At 61.7% G+C, this 22089-nt stretch carries 19 protein-coding genes and 1 pseudogene; 12 read left to right on the forward strand and 8 right to left on the reverse strand.

Features of this window, described 5'->3' with window-relative positions:
- The first annotated feature begins 123 nt into the window (after nt 1–123).
- The 4 genes from OHL18_RS03625 to OHL18_RS03640 all read left to right on the forward strand — a co-directional run bounded on the left by OHL18_RS03625 (nt 124) and on the right by OHL18_RS03640 (nt 5167).
- Complete coding sequence (locus tag OHL18_RS03625; protein ID WP_263373464.1) at nt 124–897, forward strand: sulfite exporter TauE/SafE family protein; 774 nt, start codon at nt 124–126, stop codon at nt 895–897.
- Nucleotides 898–962: 65 nt separating this feature from the next.
- Entirely contained in the window at nt 963–2003 is a 1041-nt protein-coding gene (locus tag OHL18_RS03630) for a VWA domain-containing protein (RefSeq protein WP_263373465.1), read from the forward strand.
- 214 nt (nt 2004–2217) lie between these two features.
- Nucleotides 2218–3810 (forward strand): flavin monoamine oxidase family protein, encoded by a 1593-nt coding sequence (locus OHL18_RS03635; RefSeq protein ID WP_263373466.1) that lies wholly within the window; start codon nt 2218–2220, stop codon nt 3808–3810.
- A gap of 328 nt (nt 3811–4138) precedes the next feature.
- Nucleotides 4139–5167, forward strand: a complete 1029-nt coding sequence (locus OHL18_RS03640) for a sensor domain-containing diguanylate cyclase (RefSeq protein WP_263373467.1) — start codon at nt 4139–4141, stop codon at nt 5165–5167.
- Between the two features lie 55 nt (nt 5168–5222).
- Here the strand turns inward: OHL18_RS03640 and OHL18_RS03645 are convergent, their stop codons facing one another.
- Nucleotides 5223–5606 carry a winged helix-turn-helix domain-containing protein gene (locus OHL18_RS03645; protein WP_263373468.1) on the reverse strand — a complete coding sequence of 128 codons (384 nt, stop codon included), beginning with the start codon at nt 5604–5606 and terminating at the stop codon, nt 5223–5225.
- A 74-nt stretch (nt 5607–5680) separates the two neighbouring features.
- Here OHL18_RS03645 and OHL18_RS03650 point away from each other — a divergent pair, with 74 nt between their 5' ends.
- Nucleotides 5681–6085: a VOC family protein gene (locus OHL18_RS03650; protein WP_263373469.1), complete on the forward strand. Its 405-nt coding sequence runs from the start codon at nt 5681–5683 to the stop codon at nt 6083–6085.
- A 41-nt stretch (nt 6086–6126) separates the two neighbouring features.
- Here the strand turns inward: OHL18_RS03650 and OHL18_RS03655 are convergent, their stop codons facing one another.
- Both OHL18_RS03655 and OHL18_RS03660 read right to left on the reverse strand, forming a co-directional pair.
- The gene (locus OHL18_RS03655; RefSeq protein ID WP_263373470.1) at nt 6127–6510 is read right to left on the reverse strand and encodes a nuclear transport factor 2 family protein; all 384 of its coding nucleotides are present in this window, start codon (nt 6508–6510) and stop codon (nt 6127–6129) included.
- 4 nt (nt 6511–6514) lie between these two features.
- Nucleotides 6515–6922, reverse strand: coding sequence for a hypothetical protein (locus OHL18_RS03660; RefSeq protein ID WP_263373471.1), 408 nt, complete (start codon nt 6920–6922; stop codon nt 6515–6517).
- A gap of 186 nt (nt 6923–7108) precedes the next feature.
- Here OHL18_RS03660 and OHL18_RS03665 point away from each other — a divergent pair, with 186 nt between their 5' ends.
- The 3 genes and pseudogenes from OHL18_RS03665 (at nt 7109) to OHL18_RS03670 (ending at nt 8006) form a co-directional block, all read left to right on the forward strand.
- Nucleotides 7109–7432 (forward strand): PAS domain-containing protein, encoded by a 324-nt coding sequence (locus tag OHL18_RS03665; RefSeq protein WP_263373472.1) that lies wholly within the window; start codon nt 7109–7111, stop codon nt 7430–7432.
- A gap of 103 nt (nt 7433–7535) precedes the next feature.
- Nucleotides 7536–7697, forward strand: a pseudogene (locus OHL18_RS23205) (histidine kinase dimerization/phospho-acceptor domain-containing protein); the annotation flags it as partial.
- Between the two features lie 27 nt (nt 7698–7724).
- Entirely contained in the window at nt 7725–8006 is a 282-nt protein-coding gene (locus tag OHL18_RS03670) for a sensor histidine kinase (RefSeq protein ID WP_263373473.1), read from the forward strand.
- Between the two features lie 387 nt (nt 8007–8393).
- On the opposite strand, the gene OHL18_RS03675 is transcribed toward OHL18_RS03670, so the two are convergent.
- Nucleotides 8394–9866: a methyl-accepting chemotaxis protein gene (locus OHL18_RS03675; protein ID WP_263373474.1), complete on the reverse strand. Its 1473-nt coding sequence runs from the start codon at nt 9864–9866 to the stop codon at nt 8394–8396.
- A gap of 502 nt (nt 9867–10368) precedes the next feature.
- On the opposite strand from OHL18_RS03675, the gene mltG reads away from it, so the two are divergent.
- From mltG to OHL18_RS03690, 3 genes are all read left to right on the forward strand, one after another.
- Nucleotides 10369–11337 (forward strand): endolytic transglycosylase MltG, encoded by a 969-nt coding sequence (mltG, locus tag OHL18_RS03680; protein ID WP_263373475.1) that lies wholly within the window; start codon nt 10369–10371, stop codon nt 11335–11337.
- Between the two features lie 481 nt (nt 11338–11818).
- Entirely contained in the window at nt 11819–12535 is a 717-nt protein-coding gene (locus OHL18_RS03685; protein WP_263373476.1) for a hypothetical protein, read from the forward strand.
- A complete protein-coding gene (locus OHL18_RS03690) occupies nt 12532–14514 on the forward strand; it encodes a putative bifunctional diguanylate cyclase/phosphodiesterase (protein WP_263373477.1) in 1983 nt (660 codons plus the stop codon). The genes OHL18_RS03685 and OHL18_RS03690 overlap by 4 nt, the downstream gene beginning before the upstream one ends.
- Nucleotides 14515–14823: 309 nt before the next feature.
- On the opposite strand, the gene OHL18_RS03695 is transcribed toward OHL18_RS03690, so the two are convergent.
- Nucleotides 14824–15303: a DinB family protein gene (locus tag OHL18_RS03695; RefSeq protein ID WP_263373478.1), complete on the reverse strand. Its 480-nt coding sequence runs from the start codon at nt 15301–15303 to the stop codon at nt 14824–14826.
- A gap of 156 nt (nt 15304–15459) precedes the next feature.
- On the opposite strand from OHL18_RS03695, the gene OHL18_RS03700 reads away from it, so the two are divergent.
- On the forward strand, nt 15460–16425 hold the full coding sequence (locus OHL18_RS03700) for a helix-turn-helix transcriptional regulator (RefSeq protein ID WP_263373479.1): 966 nt from the start codon (nt 15460–15462) through the stop codon (nt 16423–16425).
- An 80-nt stretch (nt 16426–16505) separates the two neighbouring features.
- Here the strand turns inward: OHL18_RS03700 and OHL18_RS03705 are convergent, their stop codons facing one another.
- The 3 genes from OHL18_RS03705 to OHL18_RS03715 all read right to left on the reverse strand — a co-directional run bounded on the left by OHL18_RS03705 (nt 16506) and on the right by OHL18_RS03715 (nt 21895).
- On the reverse strand, nt 16506–17525 hold the full coding sequence (locus tag OHL18_RS03705; RefSeq protein ID WP_263373480.1) for a transporter substrate-binding domain-containing protein: 1020 nt from the start codon (nt 17523–17525) through the stop codon (nt 16506–16508).
- Between the two features lie 181 nt (nt 17526–17706).
- Nucleotides 17707–19806 carry a phospholipase C gene (locus OHL18_RS03710; RefSeq protein ID WP_263373481.1) on the reverse strand — a complete coding sequence of 700 codons (2100 nt, stop codon included), beginning with the start codon at nt 19804–19806 and terminating at the stop codon, nt 17707–17709.
- A 370-nt stretch (nt 19807–20176) separates the two neighbouring features.
- On the reverse strand, nt 20177–21895 hold the full coding sequence (locus OHL18_RS03715; RefSeq protein WP_263373482.1) for a coagulation factor 5/8 type domain-containing protein: 1719 nt from the start codon (nt 21893–21895) through the stop codon (nt 20177–20179).
- Between the last annotated feature and the right edge of the window lie 194 nt (nt 21896–22089).

Here is a 22089-nt window from a genome sequence, read left to right on the forward strand (position 1 = left end):
ATTTGCTTGTTCCACTTGGTTTGTCATTCCCGAAGGGAATCTGCTTTTTGGCCCTTCAGCTTAGAGCGTGGAGCTCCTGTGTCTTTTTGAGCGGGTTGCAATTTGTAACTGAAAGAGTGGCGTATGGATTACCTGATCGGTTTCGGTATCGCGGTAGTAATTGCTTTGAGCGGGGTAGGCGCGGGCGTCATCACCGCTCCGATGCTCATCCTGTTTCTGCATGTGCCCGTGGAGATCGCAGTGAGCACCGCACTGGCTTACTCGGCGATCGTGAAACTCATCGTCGTGCCGGTACAGGTGGCTCGGCGACAGGTCAACTACCGCGTGCTCGGCGTGATGCTGCTGGGCGGTCTGCCCGGAGTGATCCTCGGGTCGATCTTCTTCAAGCATGTGGCGCAGCATGGCCCGAAGGCAGCGCTGTACTTCGCGCTCGGCCTGATCATCATGTTCACCTCGGGATGGCATCTCTTCCGGCACTTCAAGCCGGCGGCGATTACCCGGCCCGCGGAGCCAGGAAGCGTTGAGGAGCCCGTAAGAAAGAAGACCATCGCAGCCATCATGTTCCCCATAGGCGCGGAGGTTGGCTTCTCGTCCTCAGGCGCGGGAGCGCTGGGAACGGTAGCGCTGCTTAGCCTCACCTCGCTCACCGCGGCCCAGGTAGTCGGAACCGATCTAGCCTTCGGGCTGTGCATCGCTCTGGTCGGAACCGGCGTGCATCTCTTCGGTGGCCAGTATGCCGGAGCGTTGCTCCTCAAGATGGCGATTGGCGGAGTGGTCGGCGGCATCGTTGGCAGCGGAGCGGCGCCGAAGATCCCGAACCGCAAGTTGCGCTTTGCTCTGTCGCTCTGGCTGATGGTGATCGGGTTCCAGTTCTGCTGGCAGGCAGCAGTGAAGTAAGGACCAAGAGAGTTAGGTATGATCGAAAACATTCTCAACGACCTTGCAGAGCAATGGGAGCGATCATGTCTGGGTTCGTGTCACGCGTTCGGGTGGTGGCGGTGCTTCTCTATGCCGTGTCGGGATTCGGGCAGGCGGGCGTAGCCCCTTCGCCGGTACCTCCGGCACGGATGTATCTCAATGTTGAAGTCACCTTGGCGCATGGCGAGCCCGTGACCGGCCTACAGCAGCCGGACTTTTCTCTTCTCAACAACAAGGCTCCGCAGGCGATCACGACGTTCTCCGCGATCGATGGCACCGTCGCGCCCACCGAGGTCGTACTCCTGATCGACGTGATGAACTCGCAGGAGATCACCATGTCGAGGGAGCGCCCGGAGCTGGACAAGTTTCTGCTTGCGCGTGATGGGAAGATGACCTATCCGACCACGATGGGAGTGCTGACCGAGAAGGGCATCCACATACAGCCGGAGCCTTCGACAGACGGCAAGGGCTTGAAGGAGGCCCTGGACAGGTATCTGCCGTCCGTCCGCGCGAACCACATGCTGCCGGGCTTTCATGGTGGCGAGGAACGCGTGGAGCTGTCGCTGCGTGCCCTGAGCGGTCTGGTCGCGCAGATGCGGCAGAGGCCGGGGCGCAAGCTGCTGCTATGGGTCTCGCCCGGATGGCCGGTCTTCTCCGGCCCTGCGATGTACCTCAGCGACAGGCAGCAGCAGGAGCTCTATCACCAGATCGCGTCGATCTCGGAGATGCTTCGGCAGGCGAGGGTCACGCTCTACTGCATCGATCCGCTGGGTAGCTCGGAGAGTGTCTTTCAGTCGCAGTCCTATCAGCAGTACCTGAAGCCCGCGGCGAAGCCGAGCCAGGCCACCCCGGGAGAGCTGTCGCTGCAGGTACTCGCGACCCAGAGCGGAGGCCTCGTGCTCGGAGCCAGCGGCGATGTCGCGGGCCTGATCGAAAAGGCGGTCGACGACACCAGGAGCTTCTACGAGATCTCGTTCGAGCCGAAGCCGGCAGAAGCTCCCGATGAGTACCACCGGCTCGAGGTGAAGGTGGCGAAACCAGGAGCTGTCGCGCGAACGCGCTGGGGATACTACGCACAGCCGTAAAAGGCTTGCGTGAATGGGTGGTTAACGGGACACTAAGCTTGTTCACCCACAACTTGGAAGCCTGTTGAAATACTCGGTTTTGCTTAAGGGCACGGCTTTAGCCGTGCGGTAAACGGTCTATTTCCAATCCGACTTTAGCCGCTGCGGTCCGGTTTTCGTTCTGTCTCTGGCTTTTCCAAAAATCCTAGATACGCGCATTGCGGAGCCCATCCTTATGAGCCTTACCCGACGTGTCTTTCTTCAGCGCGTAGCGCAGATCGGCGGCTACTCCGCCGCATTCTCGGCCATGCACGCGCTTGGACTTACTCCGGCTTCAGGCGCTTCGCCGCTGCCTGAGCTCGCGGCGGACTTCGGCAAGGGCAAGAAGGTGGTCATCCTGGGAGCAGGCATCGCCGGACTCACCTCGGCGCTGGAGCTCACGAAGGCTGGCTTCGAATGCACCATCCTCGAGGCCCGGGACCGCCCAGGGGGAAGATCGTGGACGGTGCGCGAGGGATCGACCGTCGAGTTCATCGATGGCACGAAACAATCCTGTTCATGGAGCGATGGCGGCTACCTCAATGCAGGACCAGCGCGCATTCCTTCGATCCACACCCATCTGCTCGACTACTGCACAAAGCTGGGCGTGCCGCTCGAGGTCGAGGTGAACTTCTCCCGCTCCGCGCTCATGCAGTCGCCGAAGATCAACGGCGGCAAGCCCGTGCTGGAGCGGCAGGTCGTGCATGACACGCGCGGCTACATCGCGGAGCTGCTCTCAAAGGCCGTGAACAAACATGCGCTCGATGAAGACCTCACCGCCGCCGAGCAATCGCAGATGCTGGAGTTCCTGGCGGGCTTTGGCGATCTCGATGATGGCAAGTACACGGGCACAAGCCGCGCGGGCTTTGTAAGCAACCGTGGCGCAGGCCCGCACAAGTCGACCCTCAACCAGCCCTTGCCGCTCGCGGATCTGCTGGCCGCCGACTTCTCCAAGGGCGAGTTCTATGAGGAGCAGATTGACTGGCAGGCGACGATGTTCCAGCCGGTAGGCGGCATGGACCGCATCCCCTATGGATTCGCCAAAGCCCTGCCGCCGGAGATGATCCAGTACAACTCGCCGGTAACCGAGATCAAGACCTCCGCAAGTGGCGTCGCCGTCGCCTACACGCAAGGCGGAACAACGAAGACCATAAGCGGCGACTTCTGCATCTGCACCATGCCGATCCCGGTGCTGGCGAAGACGAAGAACAACTTCTCAGCAGCAACGCAACAGGCCTTCTCCGGCATGCCAATGACAGCGCTCTACAAGATCGCCTGGGAGTCGCCGCGTTTCTGGGAGACAGAAAACCGCATCTACGGCGGCATCTCGTTCCTCAAGGACACGGTCGATCTCGTCTGGTATCCAAGCGCGAAGATGTTTTCGCCCACAGGCGTCGTCGTCGCCGGCTTCAACTCCGAGCGGGAGGACGTAGGCGGCCTCGGCATGGGCGGAACAAACACGTTCAAGCCCACCGCGTTCGGCGCACTCCCAACGATGGAAGCGAAGTTTGCTGCATCGCGCACCGCCGTAGAAACACTGCATCCCGGCAAGGGACACCTCCTGACCAAGCCGATGTACATCCAGTGGAGCAACATCCCGTACTCGATCGGGTGCTTCGCGAACAATCATCTGCAGTCGAGCAATTCGGCTTACGCCCAGCTGGAAACGCCGGAGGGCCGAACCTACTTTGCAGGAGATCACCTCTCGCACCTGGTGGGATGGCAGGAGGGCGCCGTATTGTCCGCGCACCACGCGATCGAGCGGATTGCCAAGAGCATGAAGGGTTAAGAATGCGGCGGAAATCAGCCGTCCGTGTATGTCGCTACAAAGCCCGGTCCTGCTTAAGGGCACGGCTTCTGCCGTGCCGCAAGCGACTTCTCGGCAATCCGGGCTTTAGCCCCATCCATCCTCGCGTTGTTGCGAGGATGGGTGAGACGTACGAAGCTGGGTAACCGCGGCTCTGCATAACGCGTCCACCGCCGCACCCAAAGCATCATCCTCCTTGCACAAAAGCCGTATAAAGTCCCCTGTCACCGCTTGATATCCTGCAGATATCAACAAAGGAAGCCCTATAACTCTCGCCGCCCCATCGCCACACCGCAAGGACGTACGACGCATGACCGAACAAGATCGCCTTGCAGCTCTCTTCGAGCTCGACCTGCTCGACACCGCCGAAGAAAAAGAGTTCGACGACCTCGTCTGCCTCGCGTCCGCCATCTGCGGAACTCCCATCAGCACCGTCACGCTGATCGACAAAGACCGCCAGTGGTTCAAGGCCGCCATCGGCCTCACCGACCGTGAGACCCACCGCAACGTCTCCTTCTGCTCCCACGCCATCGAGCAGACTGGCCTCTTCCTTGTGGAGGACGCCACCGCCGACCATCGCTTCTCCGGGAACGCTCTCGTCACCGGCACCCCGCACTTCCGCTTCTACGCTGGCATCCCCATCCACGCCCCATGCGGCGCGGCCATCGGTACCCTCTGCGTCATCGACACCGTTCCCCGCCAGCTCACCACCGATCAGAAAGAAGCTCTCCGCATCCTCAGCGAGCAGGTCCAGGCACGCATCGACCTCCGCCTGAAGCAAAAGGCCCTCATCCAGAAGCAGGCCGAGCTCGAGCTCATCGCTGCCACCGACTTCCTCACCGGCGTCTCCACCCGGCGCGTCTTCAGCTCCCGCGCCGAGGCAGAGTTCGCCCACTGGAAGCGTCATCGCAGCCCCTTCTCCATCCTCCTCATGGACATCGACAACTTCAAGCAGAGAAACGACCGCCACGGCCACGCCGCCGGAGACGAAGCCCTGGTCCTCATCGGGCAGGTGCTGAAAGCCTGCCTCCGCGTAAGCGATCTCGCCGCCCGCATGGGAGGCGAGGAGTTCGGTGTCCTTCTGCCACACACCGACCTCCACGGCGCCGTCGACTTCGCCGCACGCTTCCGCCGCGCACTCCAGAACGTCGAGCACGGCCCCTTGCCGCTCACTGCCAGCCTTGGCGTCGCCAGCGCAACCAGCGATTGCGCTTCCTGGGAGCAGCTCCTCTCCCACGCCGACGAAGCCATGTACATCGCCAAACGCTCCGGCAAAGACCGCGCCGAAGCCTTCGGCTCACTCCCGGCAGCCCGCGAACTCGCCACACCCGCTCTCTAAAATCCAGCCACCCGCCGAATCAGCAACATCCTCGCGACCAGAGCCACTGCCGGCCCTAGCGCAGCACATTCAGGTAGAGCGGTGTGCCGTCCAGGTCATCGAAGACACAGACCCGGGCCGGATAGTGCGCCGCAGCCGCAGCTCGCTTCAGATTGCCCAGATCCGGCACTCGGGGCGAAGGGTGGACGACGCGCATCCCGCTTCCCGGAACGGCAACAATCAACCCCAGCTCCAGCAAGCCTTCATAAGCCTCCACCACGGTTCCACGCGACACCGTGAGCACTCTGGCCATCAGGCGGGATGAAGGCAAGCGAACCCCATAAGCCAGCCTGCCGTCGCGGATGGCCCGGCTGAGTTGCTGCCCGATCTGGTGGCGTAAGGTCGAAGCCCCCGCCTCACGATCCAGCTTGATCTCAGGCCAGATTGCGCTCGCTCTCATAAAGTGGACCTGCTAACCGGCTCTTCTCAAAAACATCCTGGCAAGAGCAATATTTCTATGGAGGATATTGAGCCATGATTTCAGGCGGGAATGCAACCATCATCGTAGCGGACATGGATAGATCCATTCGCTTCTACACCGAAGTCCTGGGGCTTCGACTCACCAACCGTTTTGGCAACGACTGGGCAACAGTAAACGCAGGTGAAGGCCTCACCATCGGCATCCACCCCGCATCCACCAAGTACCCGGCGCCCGGGACCAAAGGAGCCATCATCCTGGGTCTCGACGTCGATCAACCGATAGAGGTCGCCATCAGGCAGCTCACAAATCACGGAGTGCAGATCAAAGGCAGCGTGGCCCGGACCGAGCCCGGCAACTTTGCGAACTTCGAAGATCCCGACGGCCACGAGATCTACCTGTGGGAGAAGACTGGCTCCGCTGTATCGGACTCAGCGTTGCTCGAAACTGCCGCTCGCTGATCGAGCGGAGACCACGCGCTGGCCCGGCGATGGGATGCCACTCACCCCATCTTCCCCACCCACTCACTCCGCCATCCGGGAGCCTCAAACGGCTCCGCAAAATACTGTGTCTCATGCATCACCTTGCCGTTGCGAAACTCCATGATGCTGACCGTGTAGGCCGGCTTGCCCTGGTAGACGATCGTGTACTCCGTGACCCAAAGCTCCCCTCGTCCCACGATCCGCCTGACCTCAAATCCCGACGGTCGCCCCGGATGATGTCCCCGCAGCGTTTGCAGATTCCTTCGCCCGTAGATCCGCTCGCCCGACTGCGGATAGTCGCAGATCGCATCGTCGGCATAGATCGCGTGCTCCGCCTCTAAATCCCCGTCCGCCGACGCGCGCCAATGCGCATCCAGCGCCGCCCGCATCTCTGCCTCGCCCATACCGTCACGCCCCTTCTCTGATCCTGTCTTTCACCAGAGCCCCGCCCGCCAACGCCGCCGGTACGCTCAACACCGCAGTCAGTATCCACTGCGCCTTCGAAGCATGGCTTCCCTCCGGCGAGAACATCGCCGCAACCGTAAGACCCGCCTGCAACACTCCCAGCACCGCCGCATGTCGCATCGGCGATCGCCTTGCAATCCGCGCCGCGACATACCCTCCCGCGGCCACGCAGACAAAGCCATAGGCAAACATCAGCGTCCTGGCCCACAGGTTCGTCCGCAGCGCGTCGGCGTTCGGCAGCGCTTGCGGGAACCCCCAAAGCAGCAGCGGGTTCAGTGCCGCCTCCATCGCGAACGACGCCACCGTCAGCACAACGATTCCAGCAAGGATCGACAGGACGCTCCGAACCATAAGACCCCCCAACGCAGAATTTGCGGCTGAGCCCGATCTTTCCCGCCCATTCTAGCGCGAGGTGGAACCCTCCAGAACGCCCCTGACCGTCACAACCCCGGCAGTCCTGACGTGTGAATCGCCACAGCAAACCGTCGGCTTTCCTAACTCCAGCTCTCCTCGTAAACTATCCCCGGAGCGCCCCAGATGAACGCCCCGAACCCGGCCGAAGATCACCTCACGCGAGAGCTCTTGCTGGAAAACGAGGCTCGCCTCCATCTCCATCTCGATGGCACCAACGTTGGCCTCTTCGAGTGGGACGTCGCCACCAACAAATCGCGATGGTCCACCGGCTTCTATCGCATGCACGGCCTCGAGCCGAACGGCACCGCAAGCTACGAAGTCTGGCGCAGCCAGCTTCATCCCGACGACCAGGACCGCGTCGAAGCCGACATCAAACGCGCCGTCGAAAAGACCGATACCGTCAAAACCGACTACCGCATCGTCCATCCCGACGGCGAACTTCGTTGAACCCTCCTCCAGGCCAGGGTGCAGCGCGACCCCGAAGGCCATCCCGTCGCCATGAGCGGCTACTGCGGCGATCACCCGCCGCAAGCTCGCCATCGCTGGCCGCATAAGCGCCGCCGTCGCCCACGAGATCAATAATCCCCTCGAGGCGGCCTACAACCTCATCTACCTCGCGCGAAGCGTCGCCGCCGAAGACGAGCATGCCCAGTTCCTCGACGACGCCATCGAACAACTACAACGCGTCTCCGAGATCAGCCACCAGACCCTCAAGTTCGTCCGGCCCGCGCCTCCGCGCATGGTGAAGGTCGGCGAAGTCATCGTCTCCACCCTCCGCCTGCTCGCTCCCAAACTCAGCATCGCCGCCGTCGACCCCGTCACCGACCTCTCCGAGAACTGCGAGCTCTGGTGCTCCCTCGGCGAGCTGCAACAGATCCTCACCAACATCCTCAACAACGCCGCGGAAGCGAGCAGCCAAAGGCGCAAAGCGACCATCCGCGTCCGTGAATCCTTCGACTGGACAAATCCAGCAACCCCCGGCGTCCGCATCACCCTCGCCGACACCGGCCTCGGCATGTAGGTCGTTCAGAAGCTGGTCGCCAAGCTCAAGGGACGAATCTCGATCAAAAGGAGCACCCACCCCAACCACCACGGCACCGCTATCTCCCTATTCTTCCCCAACTCCCGCAGCCCCGAGAACTAGCGCCGCCAAAGATCGACTCCCCTCCGTTACCCACGCACCCCAAATCGCCATCCTGAACGAAGACTCTTGGGCCTCATCGCAAGAGACGCAGTCAAAGAACCTGCATCCCCGCTCGCCCGCCACGACCATTCGAACCTTTCCGCCACAGACTCAGAAATCGTAGCGAAATGCTCCGTTCCGCTCTCGGGTGATTGAGATACGCCGTAGAAGCTCGCTAACGGTCCACTGGCCTGGAAGCCGATTTCGGCCTTCTTCAACCAGCTCCTAGAAACTGCTGAAGTTGTCCTCCATCGGGAAGCTGGCTTCGGCCGAGCCCGCCGCCTTCGACCTGAACGGGCGAACCTTACCCGCGAAGGGTGCAGGAATGCGCCGCGCTGACTTTACATTCGCGGCGATGCGGCTCGGTCGAGACGATAGGCTCGAGCCCAGCGTAGCGCCGATCATCTCATTCAGGCGTGATGTCAGCTCCTTCATGGACTCCGACTGCGCGTTCAACTCCTCCGCCGCGGCCGCGCCCTCTTCCGCGCTCGCGGCCGTAGTCTGGGTCACGTTCTCCATTTGAGAGAGCGCCCTGCCAATCTGTCCGATACCGGCGGATTGCTCCTGGCTTCCATGGCTCACTTCATCGACGAGCGTGCTCAGGCTGGTAAATTCTCCCGAAATACGATGGATGGAGGTGACCACTCCAACCAGCTTCTCCTTACCAGCCTGCGATTTCACGACGGAGTCCTCAATCAGGCTCGCAGTGTCCTTGGCCGCCTGCGCGCTGCGTTGTGCGAGGCTGCGCACCTCATCGGCAACCACCGCGAAACCCATACCCGCTTCACCTGCGCGGGCCGCCTCAACCGCCGCATTCAAAGCCAGGATATTGGTCTGGAAGGCGATCTCGTCGATGATCTTGATGATCTTCGCGATCTTGCCGCTCGAATCGTTGATCCCGTCCATGGCAGCCATCATTTCGTTCAGCTCGCGATTTGTGTTGACGAACTCAACCTTGGACTCGCCTACCAGCGTGGCCATCGCACCTGCATTCTCATTGTTCTTCTGCGCCATCGAATTGATCTCCTCAGCGGAGGCAGACGTCTCTTCGAGGCTTGCAGCCTGCTGCGAGGCCCCCTGCGCCAGGGATTGGCTTGACGACGACACCTGCGACGATGCCGAGGCGATCTGCTCCGCACCCTCCGAAAGTTCGATCACCGTTCGCGTCAGGGCGTCATTGATGTCGCGCACGATGTAGATGACCACTGCGCCCAGGGCAAGCGACAAAAGGACCATGATGCCCACCAGCCAGATGCTGAACGTCACGGTAGAAGCACTTGCGGCAGCGCTCGCCTCTACCTGGTCTGTTGCGACCTTCCGTAAAACGCTGACCGACGCCTGGGCCGCCGTCGACATCGGGAGCAGCGTGCCGCCCTGCAGGGCCGCGGCCGCCGCTCCATCTCCCGACCGCGCCAGCGCGTAGAGCTTGTTGTGCGCCTCGATTCTCTCCCCATACCGCCCGATCAGCGCTTCGATAGTCTGCTTTTCTTTGTCACTCGTTGCCAGCTCCCTCTCCGCTTTCAAGAGGTCCTGGCGGCGGTTTGCATCCCTAAGGAAATCGGCGTGGTACTGGTCGACCTTGGCGGCATCTTTGAGAAGCGTGCGGACGATGATGCCGCGCTCGGAGGAGAGCATCTCGCTTGCAAGGATCCCCAGTTCGCCCGCGATCTCAAGCTTGCGGGTGCTAACCGCGCTCACCTTGACGTTGTCGCCGATACGTGTGATCGAAACCTAGGCAGTAACTCCCAAAATCAATGTGAATACAAGCGCAGCGCCAAAGGCGGCGTAAAGCTTTTTGCTAAGAGTCATGACTTCGCCTTTCATCCAGAGGGTGGTTCTGTGATATCGATATCTTTTTTCAACCCAGAAAGCCGGTAGATCGTTTGGCTTACGACGTCTGCGGAGACTACTCGGTGCGCAGTGGCGGAGGACGGCTCTGGATGGACGTCCGCGTCGTCAGTAAAGACAAGATATCCGCAAAATCAACTAAAATGATGGAGATAAAAGCGTTAACGCCTACAATTTATTGGTGAGACCAGTGACCCTTGGCACTAGTCGACAAGATTGAACGACTTTCTTTTGGCACGGTGAAATCGCCCAGTCTATCCTCGCAGCGCATCCGTTCCTCGCGGACAGGTGGGATAACGGATCCGTACCCGCGCGCGGTTCTAAAATAAGCGAGACGGAGGCCCCTCCACCCTTGAAATCCCTCGCCACGCTCCTGCTGCTCGCCCTCCTCGCCGCAGCCGCCTTCGCCTGGCTCTTCTATCTCCCCTTCGGCCCCTCCTCCGAGACCTTCGTTGACATCCCCACCGGCACCTCCGGCACCGCCATCGGCCAGCAACTAGCGAAGACCGGCATCATCCGCAGCCCTTACGCCTTCGACCTCATGCGCGCCCAGAAAGGCGGCACCCTCAAGGCCGGCGAGTACCGCTTCGACCACCCCGCCCCGCTCGCCGAGGTCTACGCCCGCCTCATCAAGGGCGACGTCTACACCCGCACCGTCGCCATCCCCGAAGGCTTCAACCTCTTCGACATCGCTGCAGCCGTCGAGTCCGCCGGCCTCGGCACCAAAGCCAGCTTCCTCGCCGCCGCCCGCCAGCACACTGAGCTCATCGCCGACCTCAGCCCCCACGCCACCTCGCTCGAGGGCTATCTCTTCCCCGACACCTACCACTTCTCCCGCCACGCCACCCCGCAGCAGATGCTCGCCATCATGGTTCGCCGCTTCCGCCAGGTCACTACCCAGCTCGGCCTCCCCAAAGCCAGCAACACCATCGTCATCCTCGCCTCCCTCATTGAAAAAGAGGTCAGCGTCGACTCCGAGCGCCCCTTGGTCGCCAGCGTCTTCGAGAATCGTCTTGCCAAATCCATGCCCCTCCAGACCGATCCCACAGTGATCTACGCCGCCCTCCTCGAGAACCGCTACCGAGGCACCATCTACGCCTCCGACCTCAAATCCGACTCCCCCTACAACACCTATCGCCACCCCGGCCTGCCACCGGGCCCCATCTGCAGCCCCGGCGTAGCCGCCCTCCGCGCCGCCATCTCCCCCGCAAAGAGCGACTTCCTTTACTTCGTCTCCGACGCCAACGGCCACAGCCGCTTCGCCGCCACCCTCAAGGACCACGCCACGAACGTCACGCAGTACCGCGCCGCAAAGCACTAACCCATACCGCCCCTCCCCACTTGCCGTCATTCTGAGCGCTCCACTCGCCGTCAGACCTAACCCCCACGACGCCGTCATTCTGACCCTTGAGCGCAGCGAAGGGGAAGAATCCCCGCTTTGCTCCCGCCCATGCTCGCTTCCGCATCGGGCGATCGGAGTACCACAGGAACGCTCCTTTCAATCCCAAGCGCCACCCTCCCCAACTCCTTCTCCAATTGCAACTTACGCGGTATAGCCCTCGCGCTTGTGAGCAGAAAAAGTAGTGTCAGTCACATGACCGCGCCGCTGCCGTGGGAAGAAGAGCCCTATGCTCCCGATCGTGCCCGGCGGGGCGATATTCATGAAGATCAATCTGTTTGCCGATGGAATGAGACATGAGTAGGCAAGCTGCGCGCGTTGCATCGGGCACAGCTCTCTATCCGCACCGGCAGGCCTGACCTCGATTCAAGCGATCGCGAGATGCCTTCGCGGGAGATAGGTAATGTTCGACCAAACTCGCCTCCGGAGCAGAATCCAGCGCCTGCTGCCGGTGATCCTCGTCCTGTGGCTCATCGCCCTGGTTCCGGCCACCCGAAAGCTCATGGCCTTCGAGTGGAGCACCGGCGCAACCGGCCTCATCCCCACGCGCCTGAGCACCTCGGCATCCAAAGGCCTCACTCAAAACGACGGCCGCTCCGCTCTCCTCGTCGTCGCCATTCACCCCCTCTGCAGCTGTACCCGCGCCACCCTCAAGGAGCTCGAAGACTCCGCTCCCGGCTGGAAGCTGCCCTACCATGTCACCTTCCTCCTCTATAAAGCGAAGTCCCAGTCCGGCTCCGCCACCCCCGTCTCAACCCACGTTTCAGATTTCGACTGGCGCCACACCGCATACATTCGCGATGCCCAGCAAGCCCTGAACGCCGAAGTCGTCGAAGACCTCAACGGCGAGCAGGCCGCCAAACTCGGCGCTCTCACCTCCGGCGAAGTCCTCCTCTACTCCACACCCGACCCCCAGGGCTCACGCCGTCTCCTCTTCTCTGGCGGAGTCACCGCCGGCCGCGGCATGGAAGGCGAAAACGGCAGCATCACCGCGCTCGAACAAGCCATCAACGCCCAGAACCTCAACGCCGCCAACTCTCAGCCCGATGCCCACGCTCCCGTATACGGCTGCGGACTCGCGGCCCTTTCGAACCGAACCTCAGGAGGTTCTTCCAAGTGAGCTCCATCACGCCGCCGGAATTCAATCCTTCCACCGACGAGCAGATCATATTCCAGCAGGAATACCATCGGGTGTGCCAGCGCACCGACCGCCTCATCGCGCTCGCCATGTGCCTGCAGTGGCCCGCCGCTGTCGCCGCTGCCTACTTCATCAGCCCGAGCACCTGGAACGGCAACGCCGCCTCCCTCCATCCCCACATCATCGCTGCCATCGGCATCGGCGGTCTCATCACCGTGCTCCCGGTTCTGCTCGCCTATCTGCATCCCGGCAAGCGTTCCACCCGCCACGCCATCGCCGCCTGCCAGATGCTGATGTCCGCCCTCATCATTCACATCACCGGCGGCCGCATCGAGAGCCACTTCCACGTCTTCGGCTCGCTCGCCTTTCTCGCGTTCTATCTTGACTGGCAGATCATCATCACCGCCACCGTCGTCACCCTCCTCGATCACCTCCTCATGGGCATCTACGCCCCCGAGCTCATCTTCGGCTCCGCCATCGCCAGCGAGTGGCGTCTGCTCGAGCACGTCCTCTGGGTCGTCTTCTGCGACGCCTTCCTCATCACCTCCTGCATCCAAAGCCTCCGCGGCCTCCGCGAAGCAGCTCACCGCGACGCCCAGCAGAAGGTCCTCATTCACCAGGCCTACCACGACGCCCTCACCGGCATGGGCAACCGTCTGCTCGCCCACCAGGAACTGACTTCGCTCCTGGAGTCTCCCTCCAGCCGGGTCGGCTTCGCTCTCCTCGCCATCGACCTCGACCGCTTCAAGGAAGTCAACGACAGCTTCGGCCACAAGGTCGGCGATGACCTCCTCATCCAGGTCGGCCAACGCCTCCGTCCCCTCATCCGCAAGAAGGACACCCTCGTCCGCATGGGCGGCGACGAGTTCGTCGTCATCCTCGAGAACTGCCCCGACGAGGCCGAAGCCGCCGCCATCGCCGGACGCATCCTCGAGAGCGTCAACATGCCCTTCTACATCGGCAGCCACGTCGTTGGCGTCGGAGCCAGCATCGGCATCTGCCTCTACCCCACCGGAGCCGCCGACGTCAGCGAACTCTTCCACCACGCCGACCTCGCCCTCTACAAGGTCAAGGAGCGCGGCCGCAACGACTACTTCTTCTTCGACGAAGAGATGCGCGCCGAAGTCATGCGCCAGCTCCAGTTCGAAGACCGGGTCCGCCTCGCCGTCCATGACGGCCTCTTCAGCGTCCATTACCAGCCCATCGTCAACAATGAAGGCACCCTTATCGGCTTCGAGGCCCTGCTGCGTTGGACCGATCCCGTCCTCGGTGTCGTTCCCCCTAACGCCTTCATCCCGGTCGCGGAGCGTTGTGGCCTCATCATTCCGCTCGGCCAATGGGTGCTCGAACAGTCATGTCACGAAGCAGCACGCTGGCAGTCTTCTGAGGGCGGCGGCGTCAAGATCTCAGTGAACGTCTCGCCCGTCCAGCTCACCAGCCCGGACTTCGTCAAGCTTGTCACCGACACACTCGCCCGCTCTGGCCTCCGTCCTGAGCTCCTCGACCTGGAACTCACCGAGTCCGTTCTCGTCGAGCACGGAGGCCGTTCCGCCGAAGCCATGCTGCAGCTTCGCGCCCTCGGCGTCCACCTCTCCATCGACGACTTCGGCACCGGATACAGCTCCCTCAGCTATCTCCGCGACCTCCCCGTTCAACGCCTCAAGATCGACCGCTCCTTCGTCCGCGACATCGTCCAATCCGAAGCCGGCCGCGCTCTCATCGAGAGCATGATCGAGATGGGCCGCACCCTCAAGCTCAAGGTCCTCGCCGAAGGCGTCGAGACCGCCGAACAGTTTGAGATCCTCCGCGCCGCCGGCTGCGACGAGATCCAGGGCTTCATCACCTCAAAGGCGATCCCCGCGGCCCAGGCTCAAAACATGGTCGATCACCGCAAACTCCTCTCATCCGGCCAGCGCGAAGCCGTCAAAGTCCCCGCCGACAAAGAAGTCGTCGCTGCCTGACGCGTCACTTCAACCGAACAACAGAAGCGTCATCTCGACCGAAGCGACGGACAGTTTCAACGTTCGTCGCGCAGTGGAGAGACCCCCGCATTTCGTCTTGGCCGGGTGCCCCATATCTGGCAGTTTCATCGCCAGATGTGGGAAACACCCAGCGGGGTAGCAGCGGGCTTCAGCCCGCGGTAACCATCCTCCGCAAGCATGGGCTCTAACCCGGCAATTCGCCAGCCCCCTCAGACCTGCCGTCATGGTGAGCCGAAGGCGAAGAATCCCCGCATTTCGTCTTCACCTTCGGCCGTTCACCAGCACCCACTACCGCTCCCAAAAATGCGGAGGCTCAATCCCAAGCGCCCGCAGATACACATACCCCTCCCCGCGGTGATGGATCTCGTTATCGATCGCATACTGAATGATCGCCAACCCCGACATCTCCCACTGCCCGAACGCCTTATCTACCGCCTGAAACCGCTCCTCTGGAATCGTCGGAAACTTCTCATCGAGCCCCACCGTTTGCGCGTCCCAAAGCTCCAAAAGCTCCTTCTTCGAAGCCGGCTTCCCCGCATGAAACGAGGCCCACTTACCAGTAGCCACGCCCTCAACCGTAGGCACAGCCATACCGATCATCTCCAGCGCCATCTGTCCAAAGCTCCGCATCCCACCCACAGAAAACTCAAACAACTTGTCGTCAGGAAACGCCTCGATGGTCCTCCGCGTGAGCCGTCTATGGCCCTGCCAACTCTCGAGCAGGGCTTCCGCTGTAATCACATTCGTCACCGTCATTTCGCTTGTCATTGGTTCCTTCTCCGTAGCCGTTCTGGCTTACTGTCAGAGTACGAACCATTCCCGACAGCCTATGTCGCAGATCGCATTCAAAATAGATCTTGTCTCTGTTTGTCATTCCCGAAGAGAATCTGCTTTTGCATCGCCCGCCGCCGCATAAGGACACCCATGTACGACCCCATCACGCGCGTCTTCACCGTCCTCGAGATCCTGCAAGGCCGCGACCGCGTCAGCGGAGCCGAACTCGCCCAGCGCCTCGACGTAGACCTGCGCACCGTCCAGCGCTACATCGTCCGCCTCAAGGACCTCAACATCCCCATCGACTCATCGCCCGGGGTAGGCGGTGCCTACCGCCTCCGCCCCGGCTTCCGCTTGCCGCCTCTCGTCCTCACCAACGAAGAAGCCTTCGCCCTGGCCCTCGGACTCCGCGCCCTGCATCAGATCGGCCTCGCCGCCTTCGCTCCCGCCACCGAAGGAGCTCTCGCCAAACTAGGCCGCGTCCTTCCCGAAGCCCTTCGCGAGAGCATCCGCGCCATCGAAGAGGTCGTCGCCATCGAACCCGGCCCCTGGGTCGTCCCCACCTCGGTGGAATCCCTGATCGCTGCCGCCTCCGCCATCCGCACCGGCCACCGGCTCAGCTTCATCTATGAAGCCCACAGCAAGACCATCTCCACCCGCGAGATCGAACCCTACGGCCTCATGCACGGAGACGGCCGCTGGTACCTCATCGGCCACTGCATCGCGCGCAAGGCCATGCGCACCTTCCGCCTCGACCGAGCAACGCAGCTGAAGATCTGTCCCAACACCTTCGAGCCACCATCCGGCTTCGACGCCCGCGGATACCTTGCGAAGAACATGCCCTTCGCTCAATCCGACTATCAGATCGACGTCTGGATCGACATGTCCTTCGAAGAAGCCGACCGCAACTTCGCCCCTTGGCGTATCGCCTCCGAACCCCACAACGGTGGCACCCGCATACGCTGCGGCCGCGACCGCCTAGAGATGTTTGCGGCGATGCTCCTCAGCACCGGCCGCCGCATCGTCGTCAACACGCCTCCCGAGCTCCGCGACACCTTCCGCCAACTAGCCCAACAAGCCACCCAAGCCGCAGAAAGTCTTACCCCTATCGAATAAGAGAGCACCCCAAACCTGTGCCCCATTCATCGCGCCTTTGTATCACGCGATGAGTGGGACTAGCCACAATCCCAAACGACTTACCGAATCGGCTCCCCCACCATCAACCCACCTCGCGTAGACAAACTATTCGCCCCACGCTCCAACCGCATCGGCGACCCCGCCCCCAGCGTCCGGTCGAACAGCTCCCCGTAGTTCCCCACCGCCTCGATCACATGCGCCGCCCAGGCATCGTCCAACCCCAGGAACTGCCCATACCCCTTCTGCGATCCCAGCAGCCGCATCACCACCAGGTCATCCGAGCTCTTCTTCATCGCCAACACGTTCGCCTGCGTCACCCCGGACTGTTCCGCCAGGACCAACCCATTCGCCACCCAATCCACAATCGCCGACCACTGCGCATCTCCCGAGCGGGTCGTCAGCGCCAGCGGGTCGTTCGCCACCACATCCGGCAGGATCTCGCACTTTGCCGCGAACCCTTTGTACGCGATCCGCTCGAACCCAAGCTGCGACACATCCGCCGTGATCGCCGCGCAGTTGCCTGTCACAAACGCCGCTTCCATCTCGCCCTCTTCCTGGAAAGAGAAGGGAAGCCACTTGATCCCCTCGCGCTTCATGAACGCCTGCACCTGGTCCTCGATCTCGGTCCCGCCGATGAAGCAGACCTTCTTCCCCGCAAAGTCCTTGGCGGAGTGAATGTTCATCGACTTATTCACCAGGAAGCCCTGAAAGTCGTAGAACACCGGCTTCGAGAAGGCAAACGTTCCACTCGATGTATTCAAGTAGTTCGCAGATCCCGTCGCCAGCACATCGATCTCGCCCGCCTTCAACCCCTTCAGCGCATCCGCCTCAGCGCGATAGGGAACTGCGGTAAAGTGCGCTCCCGGCCCCAGCACCGCCACAGCCACAGCCTTGCAAAGGTCGAGGTCGAACCGCGAGTGATTTCCATGCGCATCGGCGGTCGAATACTCCACCTCTTCAAAGTCCACGCCGCAGTTCAGAGAGTTTGCGGCACGCACCTTGGCCAGTGTCGGGGACTCAGCAAAGACGACCGTCGAAATCGACGAAGCAAGCAACAGGGAAGCGAGTAACAGGCGCATTAGATTGAAATCAGTCTCGGTTACATCAGGTTGGGACACGCTTCGTTCGTTAAAAGCTCTGCGGTCTTGTTAGGGGCACGGCTTCAGCCGCGCCGCATAGATTCCGAAAGAAACGCGGCTTTAGCCGCTGAGGGCAAAGTCGGGGGAGCCGTCAAAGCCTCCCCCGCCAATCAAACCACCGTTAGTTCGTCGGCCATGTCCCCGAAGTAGGCAGGCCAGGGTTCGTGCTCGGGCGCGGGTTGAAGTCTGCCGGAGCCGGGTCGATCACAACGCCACCCACCACATCCGTAGGCGTGATCTGAAGCGCGCGGCAACCCTGCGCTCCAACGTGAGGCAGCGTCGTTACCTGCGCCTGCGGAATCAGCGCGTACGAAGCCGGCAGCGGAGGAGCGATACCCTGCAGACGAGCGTCGTCGAACGCCGTGAACAGATTGCCAACATACGGCGTAGCGTTCGCGCCCGTTCCGTCCGAGGGTCCAAGGTACTTCTGGTCCAGCGTCTGCTTGCCCTTCAGCCGTGCCTCGGCCTCGTCCGGCAGGTCGGCCAGCGGGGTCAGGTTGAACAACGCATCGATAAACCGGATGATCGATCCGTGCTCACTCGGCTCGTGCGAGATCGCATGCGCCTTCGCGTAGGGGCTGATCACGATCGCCGGAATGCGCGGACCCTGGTCGAGAGCGTTGCCCAGCGGGTCCCAGCTGCGGATCGTCGGCTTCGTGTGGTCGAACAGACCATCCGTCTCGTCATACGTGATGATGATCGCGCTCTCCGGCCAGTACTTGCTGCTCGCAATCGCGTTGATCGAGTCCGCCAGCAGCGACTCGCTGATCTGCGTGTCCGAGTAACCCGGGTGGTCGTCGTTGCCCTTGAACGCCGCTTCAACAGCCGGGCTGGGCGAACGCGGAGTCAGACCATCGAGATTTCCGTAGCCGCCGCGAACGTAGAACACGCCGCCATAAGGAAGCTGGTTGTACTTCAACGCCGTGTAGAAGTCGCCCAGGCCCTTCAGGTGGCGCTGGCTCTCATGCGGGTTGTTCGCCACGTAGCCGAAGTACTGCGGAGCGTTGTGGTGAGCGATGTAGTCCGAGTTCGTGATCGTCCCCTTCGGGTCGGTCGGCTCGTGGTTGTAGCCTTCCTGGAACCAGCCCCAGAAAACAGGCGCATTCTGTTCGCCAGCGATCTTCGTGATGTCCTGCTGCACATCCTGCAGGTCGAAGGTTGGATCGTTGTCGAACGAGGTCGCAATCTGCACGTCCTTGCCCATGAAGCTCAGCGGCAGGGTCGCAAACGTCAGGTTCGACGCCGGGTTCGAGCTCACGCCGCCGGGGTTGTCGACAGGCTGCTTCTCGCTCGGAGGAGTCAGGAAGTCCAGCGACGATCCCCAGAAGGGCTGAGGGTCGGCCGTTACCGGAAGCTGTGCGTTCGTTGTGGTCACGTTGCTCGCCAGCTCAGGGTGCTTCACCCACTGCGTCTCACCCGACTGTCCCGCGATCATCGCGATCGCATTCGGGGTCGAAGGTCCAATCACCGTGTCGAAGAAGTTGTCGAACAGCGTGAAGCGGTCCGCGTAGTTCCACAGGAAGGGAGCCGTATCGCAGTCCACGTGGCCCATCACCAGCTCGCCCTTCTGTACCTGCTGCTCCGTCGGAGCCGGTCCGGTGTAGGTCGTGCCATCGGCGCTCAGCGTTCCCTTCAGACCCTCTTCCGTAACCGCATACCGGTCATTCTTGGCAACATGGTTCGCATCCAGGTCCAGCTTCGCGTCAATCGCCGTGTGCGCGTGGTTTACCGAGTCCACATCCTCGGGGTACAACAGAACCGTCTTGCCGCCGGTCGCAGTCACCGACTGAGGAATCTTGTACGGCGAGATCTTTCCCACCGAACCGTCGGTCAGCACGATCGGCTGGTTGAACCCGGCCGTATCCTGCGCGCGAGCAGAGAAAAGACCGTGCGCTCCGGGAAACGTCCCAAAGTAAAAGTCAAACGACCGGTTCTCCTGGAACAGGACGAACACGTACTTGATCTTCTTCTGCAGCAAAGCAAGACGCGTCGCGTCATCCATGCCCGGGACTGAGTCCACGCTCAGAATCTGGCTGGAGACGGCTGCGCTCGAACGAGGTCCGATCTCTACCATCCCGCTCTGCTTGCTCTGGCTGGAGACGGGAAGCTGCGGAATTGTAGCGGCTGCGCTTAGGTTCTGTTGCGCCACTCCGTAGGGGGACTGTACAAGCGCGCTGATGGCAAACGCAGCGCACGCCTTGGACCAGAGACTGTGCTTCATAGATTTCTCCTTGGTTCGCGGGTGGTTCTGAAACTGCTCTTCTCTCGAAGATCCGGATAGGTTCTTGGCGTTGGAGCGGAAGGTCACGGTACAAACGTGTTAGGTCCGCTCGATAAGTCGTAGTCCGAGAATGTTACGCAGAGGTTGCGCCGCCAAAGATTCAAGGAAGATTCATCAAACGTGTTGACCCGATCAAATCCCAGCAACGTCGCAACGCAGCCGGCAGCCTACCAACCCGGCACCCGCCCACCATTCCGGGTGCCCGATCACGGAAAGACTAGTCATCCCTATCCACACCATCCGGGTGCCCCCACCTTCGCGACAGCTTCTTCGTCGATAAGGTGGGCCTTCGTGCGAAGCACGAACCGCTCTACCTCACCGGAAACTCAGTCAGTCTCGGATCAACCCTGGGCTGCTTTGTCGTAGCCGCGTCCCCGGCCCCATTGATGATGTGCGTGATCTCCCCCTTGTCATCGAGCGCCACCGTCACCATGTGATGAAACCTCACCCCAGGCACCTCCGGCACCTCGATCGCTCGGCTCAACACCACGTTCGGATAACGGAAGACGCTATACACACCCAGCCCCCACGCCTCGTGCTCGCGCACCCCATCCCCCACCTTGTACGACGCCCATCCGTTCACCCCCTTCGCGCTCGTCCACTCCGGCTGGCTCGGCGCGTCATACGCGATCTCAGACTGATAGAAATAAGTCCGCCCGCGCTCCCCGTTCCACACCACCTCGAACTTCTGGTGATGCTCCACAAACAATCCGTAGATCGTCACATCGTCGCCATCCACCGTCAGCCCGTTGTCGCTCAGGTTCTTCGTCCAGCCAACTCCAGCCCCATGGTCTGCCCGCCAGATCCACGTATGATCCACCAGCACGTCGTTGCTCTCGATCACCAGGTTCGACTTCGTCTTCCCAATCCCCGCCCCGCCATCACGAAAGAAGACGTCGCTCAGCGAGATTGGGTCATCCCGATGCGTCCGAGACCCATGCGTCTCACCCACCCGCAGCAGCGAAGGCGAGATCATCTCGCCCGCATCGAACAAGATCCCGCTCACGATGATCCCGTCGCTATCGGCAACCACCATCGCCTCAGTCCCGTGTGTAGGCCGCAGCGTCGCAAACCCCAGTCCCAGGACGATCGCATCCTTGCGCTCCACCTGGATCGGCTCGTCCAGGTCATACGTCCCCGGCGTCAGCAGCAGATGCTTCCCCGAACGCAGCGCCGCATTCATCGTCGCCGCCGTATCACTCTCCGGATGTGCAATATAGAACGCAGCCATCGGCACATCCCGCCCCGCCGTCGCGCCGCCCTTCCAGCTCACCCCGCTCGAGTTTCGCGCCAGCGCCGGCACCCGCACCGCCCATCGCCCATGCCCGTCGCTCACCAGGAACGGCTTCTCCCGCACCACCGGGGTCTCCGCGACCTTCGTATACGCAGGCTTGGGCCACTCTCCCGCCGGAGCCTGCGGCACGCCTACAAACACCATGTTCCAGTTCGATCCCGTCCAGCTCTTCCACTCCGAGTTCCGCGAGATCCACTGCTGCTGCGGCCCCGAGTCCACATTCCCATCCACCATCGTGTCCGACATCCATCCGCCGCTGGCCCACCCGCCCTTCTGGTGCAGCACCATGTCCCCGCTCACATGCATCCTCCGGAACGACACCGCCTGCGAGACCGCCCATCGCACCGTCCCACTCTCCGGCGTCACGTGAATCCCCTCCGCCGACCTCCAGAAAGTAGTCGTCGCATTGTTATTCTTCTCCGCCGCATCCGAGTACAGGCTTCCCGTAAGATGCACCGCATCCGGCGTCCCACCCAGCCCCGCCACCTGCGTATAGAACCCCACCGGCACATTCAGCTTGTACTCACCGGGCATCAGCAGGAACGCATATCGCCCCTTGCCGAACTCGCTATGCTGCTGCTCGGCATACACCGCATCAATCTTCGACTGCATCTCCGCCGTCGGCATCTCAGGCCTGAAGACAAACACATGTGACCCAAAGTCCGGAGCCTTCTGTGCACCAGCCATCGGAGCAAGACCGATCACAACGCCAGCCATTGCGGCAGCACGATACATAAAACGAGAGTTCGACCTAATCATGAACATTGTTCCTTTGTATGATTTCCGACCTGATGTATAGACGGGACGCAACCAGCCGCCCCATCGTCCCCCCACAACCCAAACTCCGTCATTCTGAGCGAAGCGAAGAATCCCCGCTGTTGTCTTTGCTCTTGCCGTCATCCTGAGCGAAGCGAAGGACCCCGAGGGAC

Origin of the sequence: Granulicella aggregans (assembly GCF_025685565.1) — a bacterium.
Lineage (GTDB): Bacteria > Acidobacteriota > Terriglobia > Terriglobales > Acidobacteriaceae > Edaphobacter > Edaphobacter aggregans_B.

What these genes read in the sequence shown, in the direction of transcription:
- OHL18_RS03655 (WP_263373470.1), bottom strand. Translation starts at nt 6,510, where the DNA reads ATGGGCGAGGCAGAGATGCGGGCGGCGCTGGATGCGCATTGGCGCGCG.
- OHL18_RS03710 (WP_263373481.1), bottom strand. Translation starts at nt 19,806, where the DNA reads ATGAAGCACAGTCTCTGGTCCAAGGCGTGCGCTGCGTTTGCCATCAGC.
- OHL18_RS03640 (WP_263373467.1), top strand. Translation starts at nt 4,139, where the DNA reads ATGACCGAACAAGATCGCCTTGCAGCTCTCTTCGAGCTCGACCTGCTC.
- OHL18_RS03635 (WP_263373466.1), top strand. Translation starts at nt 2,218, where the DNA reads ATGAGCCTTACCCGACGTGTCTTTCTTCAGCGCGTAGCGCAGATCGGC.
- OHL18_RS03670 (WP_263373473.1), top strand. Translation starts at nt 7,725, where the DNA reads ATGGTGAAGGTCGGCGAAGTCATCGTCTCCACCCTCCGCCTGCTCGCT.
- OHL18_RS03700 (WP_263373479.1), top strand. Translation starts at nt 15,460, where the DNA reads ATGTACGACCCCATCACGCGCGTCTTCACCGTCCTCGAGATCCTGCAA.
- OHL18_RS03685 (WP_263373476.1), top strand. Translation starts at nt 11,819, where the DNA reads ATGTTCGACCAAACTCGCCTCCGGAGCAGAATCCAGCGCCTGCTGCCG.
- OHL18_RS03625 (WP_263373464.1), top strand. Translation starts at nt 124, where the DNA reads ATGGATTACCTGATCGGTTTCGGTATCGCGGTAGTAATTGCTTTGAGC.
- OHL18_RS03650 (WP_263373469.1), top strand. Translation starts at nt 5,681, where the DNA reads ATGATTTCAGGCGGGAATGCAACCATCATCGTAGCGGACATGGATAGA.
- OHL18_RS03630 (WP_263373465.1), top strand. Translation starts at nt 963, where the DNA reads ATGTCTGGGTTCGTGTCACGCGTTCGGGTGGTGGCGGTGCTTCTCTAT.
- OHL18_RS03665 (WP_263373472.1), top strand. Translation starts at nt 7,109, where the DNA reads ATGAACGCCCCGAACCCGGCCGAAGATCACCTCACGCGAGAGCTCTTG.
- OHL18_RS03645 (WP_263373468.1), bottom strand. Translation starts at nt 5,606, where the DNA reads ATGAGAGCGAGCGCAATCTGGCCTGAGATCAAGCTGGATCGTGAGGCG.
- OHL18_RS03695 (WP_263373478.1), bottom strand. Translation starts at nt 15,303, where the DNA reads ATGACAAGCGAAATGACGGTGACGAATGTGATTACAGCGGAAGCCCTG.
- OHL18_RS03705 (WP_263373480.1), bottom strand. Translation starts at nt 17,525, where the DNA reads ATGCGCCTGTTACTCGCTTCCCTGTTGCTTGCTTCGTCGATTTCGACG.
- OHL18_RS03660 (WP_263373471.1), bottom strand. Translation starts at nt 6,922, where the DNA reads ATGGTTCGGAGCGTCCTGTCGATCCTTGCTGGAATCGTTGTGCTGACG.
- OHL18_RS03715 (WP_263373482.1), bottom strand. Translation starts at nt 21,895, where the DNA reads ATGTATCGTGCTGCCGCAATGGCTGGCGTTGTGATCGGTCTTGCTCCG.